Raw genomic sequence first — 17,180 nt, 5'->3', positions numbered from 1 at the left:
AAACCGCAATTCTCATATTTCAGGAGGCCGACATGGCTCTTAATCTCAGAGGCCGCAGCTATCTCAACATCGCAGACTTCTCGCAGCGCGAAATGCTCTACCTGCTCGATCTCGCCCGCGACCTGAAACGCGCCAAGTATTCCCGCTCCGAGAAGAAGGCGCTGAACGACAAGAACATCTGCCTGATCTTCGAAAAGACCTCCACACGCACCCGCTGCGCCTTCGAGGTGGCCGCTCACGACCAGGGCGCGCACATCACCTATCTCGATCCGTCGGGCAGCCAGATCGGCCACAAGGAATCGATGAAGGACACCGCCCGCGTGCTCGGTCGGATGTTCGACGCCATCGAGTTCCGCGGCTCCGGCCAGGACATGGTGCAGCAGCTCTCCGACTACTCGGGCGTGCCGGTCTATAACGGCCTGACCGACGACTGGCACCCGACCCAGATGCTCGCCGACATGCTGACCATGGTCGAGAACTCCGACAAGCCGCGCAGCCAGATCGCCTATGCCTACCTGGGCGACGCCCGCAACAACATGGGCAACTCGCTGCTGCTGCTGGGCGCCATGATGGGCATGGACGTGCGGATGATCGCTCCGAAGGACAACCAGAACGAGCCCGAGATCATCAAGATGGCGGAAGAGTGGGCCGAGCAGACCGGCGCCCGCATCACCATCACCGATGACGTCAACGCCGTCGAGGGCGTGGACTTCATCCACACCGATGTCTGGGTGTCGATGGGCGAGCCTGCCGAGGTCTGGGAAGAGCGCATCAAGCTGCTCAAGCCCTACCAGGTCAACATGGACCTGATCAAAAAGGCCAAGAACAAGCAGGTCAAGTTCATGCACTGCCTGCCGGCCTTCCACAACACCGAGACCAAGGTTGGCGCCAGCATCGCCGAGAAGTTCGGTATCACCGAGCTGGAGGTGACCGAGGAAGTGTTCGAGAGCCCGATGAACATCGCGTTCGAGCAGGCCGAGAACCGCATGCACACCATCAAGGCCATTCTGGTGGCCACGCTGGGGGCATGACCATGAGGATCGTTGTCGCTCTTGGGGGCAACGCGCTTCTTCGCCGTGGGCAGGCGCTCACGGCGGAGAACCAACGCGAGAATGTCCGCATCGCCGCCGAGGCCCTGGCCCCGCTGGCAGATGGAAACGATCTGGTCGTTACCCACGGCAATGGCCCGCAGGTCGGCCTCCTGGCCCTTCAGGAAGCCGCCTATACCGAGGTCGACGAGTATCCGCTCGACGTCCTCGTCGGCGAGACCATGGGCATGATCGGCTACATGATCGAGCAGGAAATGGGCAACCTTCTGCCCTTCGAAACTCCGCTCGCCACCGTGCTGACCATGGTCGAGGTTGATGCCGAGGATCCGGCCTTCAAGGACCCGACCAAGTTCATCGGTCCGGTCTATTCGGAAGAGGAGGCCAAGAAGAACGCCGCCGAGAAGGGCTGGTCGATCAAGCCCGACGGCGACAAGTGGCGCCGCGTGGTGCCGTCGCCGGCGCCGAAGCGGATCTTCGAGGTGCGCCCGATCCGCTGGATGCTCGACAATGGCGCGGTGGTGATCGCCGCCGGCGGTGGCGGCATCCCCACGGTCTATGACCGCGAGGGCCATCTCACCGGGGTCGAATGCGTCATCGACAAGGATTTCTGCTCGGCCTTGCTGGCCTCGGAGATCGATGCCGACGTGTTCGTGGTCGCCACCGATGCGGATGCGGTCTTCCTCGACTGGGGAACGCCCGATCAGACGGCAATCCGGCGGGCCACCCCCGACCAGATGGACGCTTATGACTTCCCGGCAGGCTCGATGGGGCCGAAGGTGGAGGCGGCGCAGAATTTCGTCCGCGCCAGCGGCAAGCGTGCCGTGATCTGTGCTCTCAAGGATGTCGCCGCCGCGCTGCGGGGCGAGACCGGAACAACCATCGACCCGGAGGTCGCCGACGTTGAACTGGTCCGCGCGTAAGCGCGGGCCACCCACATTTTAGAAAGATACGAACATGAAAGACCAGACCGCCCAGATTGTTCCCGCCCAAGAGGCCGGCGCCGGAACCGCTGTGCCCTGGACGCGCAGCGGCGAAGACGTCGCGGCCGTCCTGCGCAGTGATGCCGGTACCGGTCTTTCGACGTCGGAGGCGAAGCAGAGGCTCGACCAGCACGGGCCCAACAAGCTTGCCGAGGGCAAGCAGACCTCGCCCCTGATGCTCTTCCTCGTCCAGTTCAAGAACCCGCTGCTGATCATCCTGATGATCGGCGCGGTGATTTCGCTGGCGACCGGCCACCTCGTCGATGCCATCGCCATCGCGGTGATCGTGGTGCTGAACGCGGTGATCAGCTTCTACCAGGAATTCAGCGCTGCCCGCTCGCTCGCCGCCCTGCGCGAGATGGCCGCGCCGCTGGCCTTCGTCAAACGCGACGGCGAATGGGCCGAGATCCCGGCCGCCGACATCGTCCCGGGCGATTTCCTGCGCTTCAAGGCCGGTGACATCATCGCCGCCGACGTGCGCTTCATCGAGGCGGCGCGGCTGGCGGTCGACGAGGCCGCGCTGACCGGCGAATCCGAGCCCGTCGACAAGCACACGCTGGCCATCGACGATCCAGAGCTGACGCTGGCCGACCGGCTCAACATGGGCTTCATGTCGACCAAGGTGACCAACGGCACCGGCATCGGCATCGCCACCTCGACCGGGATGCAGACCGAGGTCGGCCACATCGCCCACATGATGGCCACCACCGAAGAGCCCAAGACCCCGCTGCAGGAGCGCATCGAGAAGCTCTCCAAGGTGCTCATCGCCGCCGCGCTGGGCGTGGTGGCCGTGGTCATCGGCATCGGCATCTTCCACGGCATGAGCCTGTCCGAGATGCTCACCACCGGGATCTCGCTCTCGGTCGCCGCCATCCCCGAGGGTCTGCCGACGGTCGTCACCATCGTGCTGACGCTGGGCTCGCAGCGCATGGTCCAGAACAACGCGCTGGCGCGCAAGCTCTCCGCCGTGGAGACGCTGGGCACCACCTCGGTGATCTGCTCCGACAAGACCGGCACACTGACCCAGAACCAGATGCAGGTGATGCGGCTCTGGGCCGGTGGCAAGACCTGGGAGCTGAGCGGCGAGGGCTTCGACCCCAACGGTGACTTCCTCGACGCCGAGGGCAACGCCGCCGTCATCGCGGACGAGCAGGATCTGGCGCGGATGCTCGAGGTGTCGGTCTACTGCAACGAGGCCGAGCTGATGGTGAAGGACGGCCGCCATGCGGTGCAGGGCAACCCCACCGAGGGGGCGCTGGTCGTCGCGGGGGCAAAGGTCGGCATCAACCGCGATGCGCTGAAGCAGGATCACTATGACATCCTGCAATCCTTCCCCTTTGACAGCACCCGCAAGATGATGAGCATGCATGTGCGCATGCCCGACGGCCGCAAGGTTCTGGTCGCCAAGGGGGCGCCCGACGTCATCATGTCGCGCGCCAAGGGCATCCTGCTCAACGGCGTGATCCAGCCGCTCGACGATGGCATCCGGGCGCAGGTCGAAGAGGTGATCGCCGAGTTCGGCGGCCGTGCGCTGCGCACGCTGGCGGTGGCCTTCCGCTATGCCGAGGACGGCACCTTCGATCCCGAGGATCCCGAGCACGACATCGTGCTGCTCGGCATCCACGGCATCATGGATCCGCCGCGCCCCGAGGTGAAGGTTGCCGTGGCCGATGCCACCTCCGCCGGCATCCGCACGGTGATGATCACCGGCGACCACGCGGTCACCGCGCAGGCCATCGCCGAGCAGATCGGCATCCGCACCTCCGAGGCGCAGACCGTTCATACCGGCCAGGAGATCGACGGCATGGACGACACGCAATTGGCCGAGGTCGCGAAGAACGCCGCCGTCTTTGCCCGCGTGACACCCGAGCACAAGCTGCGCATCGTCAAGGCGATGCAGGCCAATGGCGAGGTCGCCGCGATGACCGGCGACGGGGTCAACGACGCGCCGGCGCTGCGCACCGCCGATATCGGCGTGGCGATGGGCATCACCGGCACCTCGGTGGCCAAGGACAGCGCCGCGCTGGTGCTGCTCGATGACAACTTCTCGACCATCGTCAGCGCCGTGCGCGAGGGCCGCCGGATCTATGACAACCTGCTCAAGTTCGTGCGCCAGGCCCTGACCTCGAACGTCGCCGAGGTCTCGACCATCCTCTTCGCCTTCCTGCTCATGGGCAACGAGCCGCTGATCCCGCTCGCCCCGCTGATGATTCTCTGGGTAAACCTCGTCTCCGACGGGATCCCGGCGCTGGCGCTGGGCTTCGAGGAGGCCGAGCCGGACGTGATGGAGCGCGCCCCGCGCACCCGCGATCACGACCTGTTCTCGGACGGCATGAAGGAGCGCATCCTGATCCGCGGCCTCGCGGTGGGCGGCATCAGCTACTACACCTTCTCGCAGGGGCTGGCGATGGAGCTCGGCTTCGAGATGGCGCAGACCATGGCCTTCGTGACCATCATGTTCGCGCAGCTGTGGCATGTCTTCGATGCCCGCACGACCACGACGCTGTTCCGCAAGTCGCCCTTCGGCAATCCCAAGCTGCTGATGGCGGTGGGGATCTCGCTGGTGCTCTCGGCCATCGCCGTCTACTCGCCCTTCGGCCACTACGTGCTGGGCACGGCGAGCCTGCCGATGCCGATCCTGCTGGCCTGCGGCTTCATCGCGGCGCTGCCGACCTTCATCCTGTCGGGGATCAAGGAGATCTTCGGGTTCAAGTTCCTCTGAGCAGCCGCCCGAACCAAGACAACCAGACCCGGCGCCTCACGCGCCGGGTCTTTTCGTCTCGGGGGGCGAGGGCGCGTCTAGAGCGAGACGAAGAGCTGGATCACCAGCGCATTGGCGAGATCGACGAAGAAAGCCGAGATCAGCGGCAGCACGATGAAGGCCAGCGGCGCCGCACCGTAGCGCTTGGTCACCGACGACATGTTGGCGATGGCGGTGGGGGTGGCGCCCAGCGTGAACCCAACGAAGCCCGCCGAGAGCACGGCGGCGGTATAGTCGCGCCCCATCAGCGGGAAGAACACGAAGAGCACGCCGACCACCGTCGCCAGCACCTGCACCAGCAGCACCGTGGCCAGCGGTCCTCCGAGCCCGGCCAGCGTCCAGAGCTGCATGCTCATCAGGGACATGGCGAGAAACAGCGACAGGCTGAAATCCGACAGCACCGCGAGGGCCGGCGTGCGCGCCGGCCAGGGCAGCTTGGGGCGCAGCAGCGGCACGGTGTTCGACAGCAGGATGCCGGCCATCAGGCAGGGTACGAAGAGCGGCAGGTCGAGCCCGATGGCGGTGAACTCGGCATGAAGCAGGTAGCCGATCATGATCGCGATATGCGCCACGAGGATCGAGCGCATCAGGTTGACGTGGTTCACCGCTTCGGCGGGCTCTGCCTCGTCATCGAATTCGAGACCGACCATCGGGGCGGCATCATGCGGGCCCTCGAGCCGGTTGCGCTCGATGAGGATTTTGGCCACCGGCCCGCCGAGAAGCGCCGCCAGCACCAGCCCCAGCGTCGCGGTGGCGAGCCCCATCTCGGCCATGCCCGCAACGCCTGTCAGCTCGGTGATATAGGGGCCCCAGGCGATCGCGGTGCCATGCCCGCCGATCAGCGCCGCCGAGCCCAGCAGCACCGAGGCGGGCAGGGGCAGGCCGAAAAGCGCCGCACCCGCCAGCCCGACGGCGTTCTGGATCACCAGGAAGGCGACGGTGATCAGGGCGAGGTAGAAAAGCACCTTGCCGGCGCTCATCAGATCCGAGAGCCGGGCGTTGAGCCCGATGGTCGAGAAGAACACCAGCAGCAGGTAATCGCGCCCGCTCAGGTCGAAGTCGATCTCGGTCCCGGTGAACAGGTGATGGAGCAGCGTCAGCAGTGACACGGCCAGCCCGCCGGAGACCGGCTCGGGAATGTTGAAATCGCGCAGGAAAGCGATCTTCTCGGTCAGCCGCACGCCGATGAAATAGACCAGCATGCCGATGGTGGCGGAGAGGAAGGCGGGCACGATCATGTTGCGAATTCCCTTGTCTGGCGATGCCTCACGCTGCCGCGCGGCGCTCGCTGCGGCGGTCGCGCAGCACCAGCATGGAGGGCGTCAGCACCAGTGTCAGCACGGTTGCGAAGATCAGCCCGCCGGCGATGGCGCTCGACAGCTCGGTCCACCATTGCGACGAGGGCGCGCCGACGAGGATCTCTCGGGAGAAGACGTCGAGCGTCACCCCCAGCACCATCGGCATCAGCCCCAGCGCCGTGGTCAGCGAGGTCAGCACCACCGGCCGCAGGCGCTGGGCGCCGGCGCGCAGCGCTGCCTCGCGGGCGGAAGCGCCAGCCGCGCGGATCTCGTTGTAGGTGTCGATCAGAACGATGTTGTTGTTCACCACGATGCCCGCCAGCGCGATCACCCCGATGCCTCCCATGACAATGCCGAAGGGCCGCCCGATGATGATGAGCCCGAGTAGAACGCCGGCCACCGAGAACACGATGGCGCTCAGCACCACGAAGACCTGGTAGAAATTGTTCATCTGGATCAGCAGGATCGCGAACATCAGCGCGATGGCCGCGACGAAGGCGAGCACGAGGAAGGACGACGCCTCGGCCTGCTCCTCGGCCTCGCCGCCCAGCTCGAAGCTGGCACCGCCGGGCAAGGGATCGTCTTCCAGCGCGGCGGTGAGCAGCAGCATCTGGTCGTTGACCAGCAGGCCGGGGGCCACGTCGGCCTCGATGGTCAGGACCCGGCGCTCGTCGGTGCGGCGGATGGTGCCGATGCGGTCGACCGGCGCGAAGCTGACGAAGTTCGACACCGGCGCCTGTCCGGCCGAGGTCAGCACCCGCAGGTTGGTGAGTTCGGAGAGGTTGCGGCTCTCCCGCGGGAAGCGCACGCGGATGTCGTATTCGTCGCTGCTCGCCGGTGGGCGGTAGGTCGAGACGTCGACGCCGCGCGTGAGCAACTGCACCGCCTGTCCCAGCAGCGCGACGCTGGCGCCGTAGCGCGCGGCTTCGGCGCGGTCGACATTGATCGCGAGCTCGACGCCTGGCAGGCTGCGGTCGTCCTCGACATCGCTGAATCCGCCAATGCGCTCCATGACCTCGCGGATATGGCTGACGGCGGCGCTCTGCGCCTCCGGGTCGGACGCGAGCACCCGGATCTCGACCGGCTTGCCCTGCGTGGGGCCGTTTGCCTGGCTCTGCACCTGGATCTCGACCCCGGCGATATCGGCCAGCGCCTCGCGGATCTCGGCGGCGATGACATCGGCCTTGCGGCGCTCCTGCCAGTCGGCCAGCTCGAGATTGATGGTGCCGATCACCTCCTCGTTGCCGAGCTGTGAGTTGAGCGCCGAGCGGGCGTAGATGCCATTGATCTCGTCGAAGCCGAAGAGCCGCCGCTCGACCTGCCGCACCAGTGCATCGCGCTCGTGGATCGAGAAGCTGTCGCGGGCGCGCACCTCGACCTGCAGCGCCTCGGGCTCGACGGCGGGGAAATAGGTGACGCCGCGCCCGAACAGCCCGTAGAGCTGGAACGCACCGAGCAGCACCGCAACCGCGATCAGCAGCGTCACGCCGGGCGCGCGGACCGCGCGGTCGAGCAGGCGGGCATAGGCGCCGGTGAAGCCGGAAAGCGCGCGCGGATCGCCATGCTCGGAGGCGGAAAGCGCGGCCTTGGCGGAAGCGCTGCGCGGCTGGCGCCGTCCGATCAGCCCGCCCAGCACCGGCACGAAGATCAGCGCCATGAACAGCGAGGCGATCAGCGTCAGGATCACCGTGGCGGGCAGGTATTTCATGAACTCGCCCATGATTCCGCTCCAGAACAGCAGCGGGAAGAACACCGAGAGCGTGGTCGCGGTCGAGGCGATGATCGGCCAAGCCATGCGCTTCGCGGCATCGGCATAAGCCTGTTTCGGCGGCGCGCCCTCATGCAGGCGGCGGTCGGCGAGGTCGGTGGTGACGATGGCGCCGTCGACCAGCATGCCGACCACGAGGATCAGCGCAAAGAGCACGATGATGTTGAGCGTGTAGCCGATCAGCCAGATCGTCGCGACGCCAACGAGGAAAGAGCCCGGGATCGCCACCCCCACCAGCACCGCCGAGCGCAGCCCGAGCGCGTAGACGATGACGATCATCACCAGCACCACGGCGGCGATCACGCTGGCCTCGAGCTCGGAAAGCATGGTCTTGATCTGCTCGGACTGATCGGACTGGTAGGTGACCTGCACGCTCTCGGGCCAGCCCTCGCGCGCCGCCTCGACGCGGTCCATGACCTGATCGACGATCTCGATCACGTTGGCCCCCGAGCGCTTGGTGACCTCGAGCGACAGCGCCGGCTGGCCGTTGAAGCGCACGAAGCCCTCCGGGTCCTCGAAGGCCTGCCGGATGGTGGCGATGTCGCCAAGGCTGACCACGGTGCCGTCGCGCACCTTGACCGGCATCGCTTGCAGGTCCGGCAGGGTGGTGATCAGGCCGGGCACCTTGAGCGCCATGCGGCCGCGGCCGATATCCATCGCGCCGGCGGCGATCAGGCGGTTGTTGGCCTGCACCTGCCCGAGCAGCTCGTCGAAGGTCAGCCCGTAGGTCTGGAACACCGTCGGGTCGATCAGGATCTCGAGGAACTCCTCGCGCTCGCCGCCGATCTCGGCCTCGAGCACGCCGTTGATCTTCTCGATCTCGGTCTGAAGCTCTTCGGCCATCCGGCTCAGCGTGCGCTCGGGCACCGGGCCGCTGAGGATGATCGACAGGATCGGGAACATTTCGGTGTTGATCTCGATGAGCTCCACCGTGGTGGCGCTGTCGGGGAGATCGGCATTGGCGCGGTCTCGGGCATCGCGGAGCCGGCCGAGCGCGTCGTCGGCATCGGTGCCGGGCTCGAACTCCAGAAGGACCAGTGCGGCGCTCTCCATCGCCACGCTGCGCATGGTCTTCAGCCCGTCGACCGAGGAGAACTCGCGCTCGAGCGGCTGCAGCAACAGCGCCTCGCCATCCTCGGGTGAGATGCCTTCGACCGCGGTGGTGGCGATGAAATAGGGCAGGGGCACCTCGGGGGCGGCCTCCTTGGGGATGGTGAGATAGGCGTAGCTGCCGAAGCCGATCAGCATCAGCAGCGCGAGCAACACCGCGCGGCTGCGCGAGAAGGCCGCGTCGATGAGGGTGTTCATTGCCCGGGCTCCTCTGCGGGCACCGGCGTCACCTCCTCGCCCTCGACCACGAAGCCCTGCCCGACGACGATGATTTCCGCCGGGTCGGGCAGGCCGGTGGCCCAGACGCCGTCGAGCTCGGAGCTGACCACCTGCACCGGGTGGAAGGCGACGCGGTTGTCCCCGGTCACGGTCTTGACCCCTAGCGTGCCGTCGATGTCGAGCGAGAGGTCGGCACCGGAGAGGAAATGCGCCTCGGTTTCGCCGGTGGGGATGCGCACCCGCGCCGAGATCCCCGAGGGGATCGCGCCGTCAGCGTTGGGCACGGTGATCTCGACGGTGAAGGTCCGGGTCTGGGCCTGTGCGGCGGTGCCCACGAAGCTCACCTCTCCTTCACGGCTCTCGCCGGTGAGGAAACTGACCTCGGCCAGTTGCCCGGTGCGAATGCGGCGCAGCGATTGCTGCGGAACCTCGACGCTGACGGTCAGCGGGTCGTGGTCGATGATGCGCCCGACCTCCATGCCGACCGAGACCACCTCGCCGAGCTCGAGCCCGAGATATTCGATCCGCCCGGCGAAGGGGGCGACGATGTCGGTCTGGTCGCGCGCCTCCCGCGCCGCGGCAAGCTGCGCCTCGGCGGCAGCCAGCGCCGCCTGCGCCTGTGTCACCCGGTCGAGCGTGGCGACGCCGCGGTCGAGCAGGGTGGCGGCATTGTCGTATTCGCGCCGTGCCCGCTCGAACTCGCGCTCAGCGGAGACCAGATTGGCCTGCGCTCGCTCGGTCGAGAGCCGCACCAGCAGCGCGCCCTCGGCAACATCGGTTCCGGGCTCCACGAGGATCTCCTCGACCGTGCCCGACGCCTCGGAGCGGATCATCGTGTCGCGCTTGGGAAGGGCCTGCCCCTCGGCGTGAAAGTAGAGCGTCACCGGCCCCGCCTGCGAGCGCTGCACGGCGACCGAGGGGATGCCGGGCGCGGGCATGGGCTGATCCTCGCCGGTCTGCGCGGGCCGGAAGACCCCGCTCAGCATCCAGAGCGTCAACCCGACGATGATGGCGAGCGCGATCAGCCAGGCGCGGCCGGCCCCGGGATCGTCCTCGAAGCTGAGCTCGGTGCGGGGCGGCGTCTTGGCAGAGGGCGAGGATGTCATCTGAGCGTCGAAGGTCTGGGAAAAGGGCAAAAGAAATGGCGCGGAGCGCTGGCCGGAAGCTTACGCACTGTCTCTGACGGAACCAAGACGCGATGCCCGGCCCGGACGATTTGGCGCAAGCCGGGCAGGAGATTGGCGTGGAGGCGGGGAGGGGGGCTGCAGCGCCCGCGTTGCTTCCGGCTGCTCAAGGGGGCAGACGCGCGGTGCGGCCCGGAAACGAGCGGGGCGGATCCGAAGATCCGCCCCGTGCAATCAGTAGTCTTTCTCGAAATAGATCCCGAGGCCGCTGTCGCCGCCGCTGTCGGCGCTGGCGCGGGCCTTCACGTTTCGATTGATCTGGTAGTTCAGGTTGATCGTCGTCTCGCCGCCGGAATCGACCTCGACGTCGGTGTAGAGATCATCGCTGATATACTTGCCCAGCCGCAGACCAGCATTGCCTTCATCATCGGTGGTGACGTCGAAATCATCGAGACCGAAGCCCTTGCGCAGGTTGCCGACGATGCCTTCGCCGCCCTTGCCCGCCAGCGTATTGACCGCCGCCGCGATGCGCAGCGCCTGCAGCGCCGAGAGGTCGGTCACGTCGCGGCCGAAGAGCAACAGCGCCAGCACCTCTTCCTCGGGGCGCGAGGGGGTCGAGCTGAAGGTCACCTCCGGCTCGGTGGCCTCGCCCTCGATCGACACCGTCACCACGGTGCTCTCGCGCTCGGCGGTGGCCTCGACCTCGATGGTCGGGACGAAATCGCCGGTCAGGCGCAGGATCGCCGTGTCGAGCGTCAGGCGCTGGCCAAGGATGTCGAGCCGACCGCGGATCAGGTCGAACCGGCCGACCGGCACGATGTCCTGTGTGGTGCCAGTGATCCTCAGCGAGCCGCCAAGCTCGGCGTCGAGGCCGCGGCCGCGCACGAAGATGCGCGAGGGAGCCCGGATGTCGAGGTCGAGCGGCAGCGTGTAGGACGAGCCGCCGCCGGAGCTCCGGGTCTCGATCAGGCCGGCGCGAGCGCGGGTCTGCCGCACCGGTCCGGGTTCGGCGAGGTGGGTGAGGGTGAAGCTGCGGCTGCCCGGCCCGAGGCCGGTTTCCGGGATCCGCAGCTCGGCCTGCTCGATGTCGATGCGTCCGCCGATGGTCGGGCCGGTGAGCAGGGGGCCCTGCACGGTGACGCGCCCGCTGGCGGTGGCCTGGTAGAGCCGGCGATCCTCGAGCAGCAGCTCACGCATCCGCACAGTCAGGTCAGCGCTGTAGGGGGCGTTTAGCCCGATCGTGCCGGTGGTCTCGAGCCGTCCGCCGGTGGCCAGCTGGCCGGTGACGTCGAGCCGGACTTGGCCGCCACCGAGGTTGGCGCTGAGGTTGATGCCGTTGAGCGAGATCCCCGGCCCCGGCAGCACCACCTCGGCGCCGCTCACCGTGACGCTGCCCGAGAGCGAAGAGGGCGCCAGCGGCCCGTTCAGGCGCAGGTTCAGCCGCGCCATGCCGGAGAGCAGGTTGGGCTCGGCAATGCGGTTGGCGAGCGACAGCGGCGCATTGCCGTCGATGGCGAGATTGGCGCTGTCGAAGCTCTGCGCCAGCGTGCCCGAGACCGTCGCCTGCGTCCCGCCGGGCGCGTTGATCCGGGTGTCGACCTGCCACGGCCCGTCGCCGCTGCCGCCGATCGTGCCGCTGGCGGTGGCGCGGCCCGGAAGCTGCGGCACGATCACGCCGAGATTGTTCAGCGCCACGTCGAAGCTCAGCGCGCTGGCACCGGACTGGCTCAGCGTGCCGTTCATCGTGGCGGTGATCTGCGAGGTGGTCACGTCGAGCTCTTCGACGGTGATGTTGCCGTCGTCGTCGCGCCGTGCCGAGACCACGGCGCTGCCGCTGCCGCCGACCAGCCTGTCGGCGATTTCGATGCCGGTCGCGAGGTCGCGGGAGTTGAGCGTGCCGTCGGCGCTGAAGGCACCGGTCGCCAGCGTGTAGGCGCCGGAGCCGTCGAAGCTCACCGAGCCGCGCAGGTTCTGCCCGGTGAGCGGCGCATAGGCGGCGAGCGAGCCCACCGAGGCGGTGCCGTCGAAGCCCACGGTGCCGATCTGGCCATCCTCGGTCTTGGTGGCGGTGACGATGCCGCCGGCCAGGGTCTGGCCGGGGCCCCGGGCGGTAAAGTCGAGCGTGTAGGCCTCGGCGCTTTCCTGCAGGTCGCCCGAAACCGAGACGCTGCCCGACATGCCGGGCGCGACCGGGCTGAGGTCGGGCAGGGTGAGGTTGAAGGTGGCGGTGCTGCCATCGCCAACGAGGTTGCCGCTGGCGGTGAGCTGGATGCCCGGACCGTCGACATCGGCACGGCGGATGGTGATGCCCTCGGCGTTGCGCGAGGCGTCGATCTCGGCCCGGGTGGTGCCTTCCAGCAGCCCGTCGACCTGCTGGATGCCGATGGCGAGATCGTTGGTCACCAGCGTGCCGTCGGCGTCGAAATAGCCGGTCTCGAGGGCGTAGGAGCCCTCGCCGTCGAAGCTGAAGGAACCGTCGAGCTCGCGGCCTACAAGATCGGCGAAGGCCGAGAGGTCGCCGCCGGCTGCGGTGCCGTCGAAGCTCACCGTGGCGATGCCGCCGTCGGGGGCCTTGGTGGCGGTCACATCACCGTCGATCTGGGTCTGGGCGGGGCCTGTGGCCGCGATGTTCAGCAGGTAGGCCTCGGCGCTTTCCTCGAGCGTGCCGCGCAGGCTGGCGCGGCCCGAGAGACCCTCGGCGCGCAGGCGCGCGAGGTCGGGCAGGGTGATGTCGAAGCTGGCCGAACTGCCGGCGTCGAGCAGCGTGCCGGTGGCGGTCATTTCGATGCCGGGGCCGTCGACCTCGGCGCGGCGGATGGTGATGCCATCGGCGTCGCGGGTGACGTTGACCTCGGCGTCAGTGGTGCCTTCCAGCAGACCGTCGACCGCGTCGATGCCGATTTCCACATCGCGGGTTTGCAAGCTGCCGTCGGCGTCGAAATAGCCGGTTTCAAGCGTGTAGGCGCCGCTGCCCTGGAAGCTTGCCGCGCCATCCAGCGGACGGCCCGCAATGGCGGCGAAGGCGGCGAGATCGCCCGCCGAGGCGTCGCCGGTGAAGCCCACCGAGACGATGCTGCCTTCCTCGCCCTTGCCGGCGGTGACGACGCCGTCAAACTGGGTGTTGCCCGGGCCCTCGGCCACGAGGTCGAGCGCGTAGGCGTCCTCGCCTTCGTCGAGCGTGCCGGTCAGCGTGGCCGCGCCGCTCATCGACGGATCGACCAGCGACAGGTCGGGCAGGGTGAGATCGAACTTGCCGCTGCTGGCGCCGGTCTGGAGCTGTGCGTCGGCGGTGATGACGATGCCGGGGCCGTCGAGATCTAGATTGCGTAGGAAGGTGCCCTGCTCGGTCCGCGCGGCGGTGGCGTCGAGCGTCAGGTTGCCGGCCAGCAGCCCATCGACCTGCGGAATGCCGGCGGCGAGATCGGTGGCGTTGCCTTCCACGGTGAGATCGAAGCGGCCGGAGACCGGCTCTGCCCGGCCCGTCACGCGCACATCGGCGTCGCCGCCAAGCTCGCGCCCGGCGAGGCCGGAGAAGCGTGCGAGGTCCTGCGCGCGGATCTGCAGATCCGGCTCGATGGCCGGGTCGGCGCCCTGCGTCAGGCCCGAGAGCACCACGTCACCCTGCACGTCGATGCCGGCGCCGGTCAGGTCGATGCCGGTGATCTCGAGCGGCGAGCCTTCCTGCCAGTCGAATTGCAGCGCGCCGGTCATGGCGTCGCCGGTGGCCTCGGCCAGCGAGGCATCGGAGAAGGCCAGCCCCGCCACGTCGAGATTGAGCTGACCGCGCACCGCGCCGGGCAGGCTGCTGGTCTCGTTCTGGGCGATGACGCCGGCGCCGGAGAGCTGGGCGCTCTCGAGCGACATCTCGGGGCGGTCGAGCCCTTCGAGGGCAAGCTCGAGGGTGAACTCGTCGCCGATTGAGGCGTCGTAGAACAGCGACAACGTCGCCTGTTCGAGCAGCGTCTCGTCCTGCGCGAAGGCCAGACGCACCGGGCTGCCGTCTTCCGAAGCGATGCGCCCGGAGAGCCGCAGCCGCTCGGGCCAGCCCTCGGCGCCGATGCGCGCCTCGCCGCTCAGCGAGACCGCGGCGGTCTCGAGCGTCAGCTCGTCGAGCGCGATGGCGCCACCCGTTTCGAGCATGCCGCTGGTGCGCAGAAGCTGGTTGTTACCGAGAAAGGCGCGCTGCTCGACGGGCAGCAGCGGGCGCAGATCGCCCTCGAGATTGGCGGCAAAGCGGTGACCCTGCGCCTCGATGCCTTCAAGCGTGACCTGACCGGCGAAGCGGTCCTCGCCATCGGTGGCGAGCGAGAGATCGGCGGTGAAATCGTCGACCACGCCCTCGCCCTGCACCGCAAGGCGGATTGGCGGCGCGCCGGGCAGGCCCATCTTGGTGGTCAGAAGGCCGCCGGAGCCTTCCTCGAGCACCAGATCGACCAGCAGTTCGCGGCTGTCATTGGCGTAGCTGCCGGTGAAGTTCAGCGCGTCGGTGGGGCCGTCCTGCCGCACCACGGCAAGCTCCACGTTGCCCTCGCCATCGGCAAGCTGCGCCGCGCCCTCGACATTGAGCGTCACCGCCTCGCCCATGATCGGCGCTCCAAGCTCGACGGCGTCGATGGCGAAACGGCCGACATTGACCGAGACCGGCAGGTCGGGCAGCGCGAAGCTGCCGCCGCTGGCCTCGGGGGCCGGCGCGGAGGAGCCGGAGGCGGGCAGGCGGGTCACTTCCAGCCGCTCGGCGCTCAGTTCGTCGACTTGCAGGCGGCCGCGCAGCAATGCCAGGCGGCTCCAGTCGAGCTCGGCATTCTCCAGCGTCAGCCAGATGCCCTGCGCGTCGGCGATGGTCATGCGCTCCATCGTGGCCTGCGAGCTCAGCGCGCCGCGGAAGCCGCGCACCGTCACGCTGGTGCCGTCCGACGAAAGCGCGTTCTCGATCAGGCGTTCAAGCCGGGTGCCCTCGTCATCCTCCTGCGCCGTCGCGGGCAGGGACAGTCCGAGAAGCAGGGAGAGGAGGAGGAGAAAGCGTTTCAAAATGCCTGACCTATGCCGATGTAAAGCTGCACCCCGTCGCCGGTATCGCCCGAGACCGGGCTGGCGAGATCGACCCGGAGCGGGCCGATCGGGGTCGAGTATCGCACGCCGAGGCCGGCGCCCGCGTGCCAGTCGCCCTCGGTGCCGGGGGTGCTGGCCTCGCTGATGTAGCCCGCGTCGGCAAAGGCGACCACGCCCCAGGTGTCGTTGATGTCCTGGCGCAGTTCGGTCGAGAGGCCGAGGAAGCTGCGGCCGCCGGTCTCGTCGCCGTCGAGATCGACGGTGAGTGACTGGTAGGGCTGGCCGCGCACGGTGCCGGCGCCGCCGGAGTAGAACAGGAATTCGGGCTGGGTGTCTTCCAGCTCCGCGCCGACGACCGAGCCAAGCTGAAGCCGGCCCGCGAGCACGGTGCTCTTGCTCTCGCCGAAGCCGTAATAGCCGCGCAGGTCGGTGTAGAGCCGGGCGCCGTGGCCCTCGCCGTCGAGATTGTAGAACGGGGTCAGCTCGGCATCGAGATACCAGCCAGAGGTCGGGTCGAGATCGATGTCGCGCTTGTCCCAGGTCAGCGAGAGCGGCAGCGTGAACAGCAGGAACTCGCGCTCGCCGAGATCATCCTCGGTCTCGGAATAGAGCAGGCCGACCCCGATCTCGCCGGTGAGATCCTCGTTGAAGCGCCGGGTCAGACCGGCCGTCAGCTCGGCGGTGTTGGCCGAGTAGGTCGGCTCGTTCAGGGTCGAGAGCGATGCCTCAAAGAAGGCGTCGGTGTTGGGGCCGAGCTCGGCGATGGCGGCGGGAATCTCGAGCCGCGCGGTGATGCTCGCGTCGAGCGCGTCGCTGCCGGAGGCGCCAATATCGGTGACCTCGCCGTCGATGCGCAGGCGCTCGGCGCCGCCCCAGAGGTTGCGATGCAGCCAGAAGGCGGTGAGGCTCAGCCCCTCGAGCGACGAGATCTCGGCACCGAAGCCGAAACGGCGGGGCTTGTTGTCGACCACGCGCAGCTCGACATCGAGTGTGCCGTCGGGGTTCGGTTCCTCCGCCTCTCGCAGGGTGACGCTGGTGAAGGCGCCGGTCCGGGTCAGGCGGCGCTCGACCTCCTCGAGCTCGTCGGGATCGAAGCGCTCGCCGTTGGGGAAGCCGGCAATGCGGCGCTGCGCGGCGGTGCGCACGGCGCTGTCGTTGACGGTGATCAGCCGTCCGAAGCGCAGCTCGCGGCCGGGGGCGATGCGCATCTCGACATCGAGCTCGCTGTTGCGGTGATCGGCGACCACGTTCTGGTAGGAGATCTCGGCCTTGGCATGGCCGATCTGGCGCCAGCCGTCGATCCCTGCATCGGCGGCATCGCCCACCAGCGAGGCCTCGGCAGTCTCGCCGCGCTTGAAGCCCTCGGGCAGCTCTGTCTCCGGGGCGAGCGGCGCGATCTCGGCGCGACCGAAGGTGAAGGCGGGGCCGCTCTGCACGCTGACCACGACGGTGTCGACGCGGTCCGGGGTCTGCAGGAGCGGGATATCCGCGGCCTCGCGACCGTCGATCCGGATGCTGATGACGCCGCCATAGTAGCCGTTTGCGTAAAGCGTCTCGAGCAGGATGCCATAGTCCGACAGCGCCGCGGCGAGCACGTCCTGCCCGGTCGGCGGCGCATCCTCTGCTTCGGCCTCGACCGAGGCGAGCGCCGAGTTGTTGCGCATTTGCGCGCGGAGGTCCTCGTCCATGCCGGGGGTCGAGAAGTTCAGGTTCTCGAGCGCGAAGGCAGGGGTGGATGCGAGGCAAAGGGCGGTGCCGGAAGCGGCAGCAAAGCGCCGGATGGTCACTGAGGAATTCCTTTCTCGGGCCATGGGGCTGTTCG

General features: G+C 68.1%; 8 protein-coding genes. 3 read left to right on the top strand and 5 right to left on the bottom strand.

The features are described from left to right. Positions 1-32: 32 nt before the first annotated feature. The 3 genes from KUV62_RS02470 to KUV62_RS02460 are packed head-to-tail and all read left to right on the top strand — an operon-like array spanning position 33 to position 4,751. Positions 33-1,031, top strand: coding sequence for an ornithine carbamoyltransferase (locus KUV62_RS02470; protein ID WP_222602087.1), 999 nt, complete (start codon positions 33-35; stop codon positions 1,029-1,031). A 2-nt stretch (positions 1,032-1,033) separates the two neighbouring features. Further along, positions 1,034-1,969 carry a carbamate kinase gene (gene arcC, locus KUV62_RS02465; RefSeq protein ID WP_222602086.1) on the top strand — a complete coding sequence of 312 codons (936 nt, stop codon included), beginning with the start codon at positions 1,034-1,036 and terminating at the stop codon, positions 1,967-1,969. A gap of 34 nt (positions 1,970-2,003) precedes the next feature. Next, on the top strand, positions 2,004-4,751 hold the full coding sequence (locus KUV62_RS02460) for a cation-translocating P-type ATPase (RefSeq protein ID WP_222602085.1): 2,748 nt from the start codon (positions 2,004-2,006) through the stop codon (positions 4,749-4,751). Positions 4,752-4,828: 77 nt separating this feature from the next. On the opposite strand, the gene gltS is transcribed toward KUV62_RS02460, so the two are convergent. The 5 genes from gltS to KUV62_RS02435 form a co-directional block, all read right to left on the bottom strand. Further along, positions 4,829-6,028, bottom strand: coding sequence for a sodium/glutamate symporter (gltS, locus tag KUV62_RS02455; protein WP_222602084.1), 1,200 nt, complete (start codon positions 6,026-6,028; stop codon positions 4,829-4,831). Between the two features lie 28 nt (positions 6,029-6,056). Then, positions 6,057-9,164 (bottom strand): efflux RND transporter permease subunit, encoded by a 3,108-nt coding sequence (locus tag KUV62_RS02450; protein WP_222602083.1) that lies wholly within the window; start codon positions 9,162-9,164, stop codon positions 6,057-6,059. Further along, positions 9,161-10,291, bottom strand: coding sequence for an efflux RND transporter periplasmic adaptor subunit (locus KUV62_RS02445; protein ID WP_222602082.1), 1,131 nt, complete (start codon positions 10,289-10,291; stop codon positions 9,161-9,163). Before KUV62_RS02445 ends, KUV62_RS02450 begins: the two co-directional genes overlap by 4 nt. A 252-nt stretch (positions 10,292-10,543) precedes the next feature. Continuing rightward, positions 10,544-15,337, bottom strand: a complete 4,794-nt coding sequence (locus tag KUV62_RS02440) for a translocation/assembly module TamB domain-containing protein (protein WP_222602081.1) — start codon at positions 15,335-15,337, stop codon at positions 10,544-10,546. After that, a complete protein-coding gene (locus KUV62_RS02435; RefSeq protein WP_222602080.1) occupies positions 15,334-17,145 on the bottom strand; it encodes an autotransporter assembly complex protein TamA in 1,812 nt (603 codons plus the stop codon). Before KUV62_RS02435 ends, KUV62_RS02440 begins: the two co-directional genes overlap by 4 nt. Positions 17,146-17,180 lie beyond the last annotated feature (35 nt).

Source organism: Salipiger bermudensis (assembly GCF_019801965.1).
Classification (GTDB): Bacteria; Pseudomonadota; Alphaproteobacteria; order Rhodobacterales; family Rhodobacteraceae; genus Salipiger; species Salipiger bermudensis_A.
Note: the sequence above shows the minus strand (reverse complement) of the source record. Positions and strands in the feature narration are given on the sequence as shown.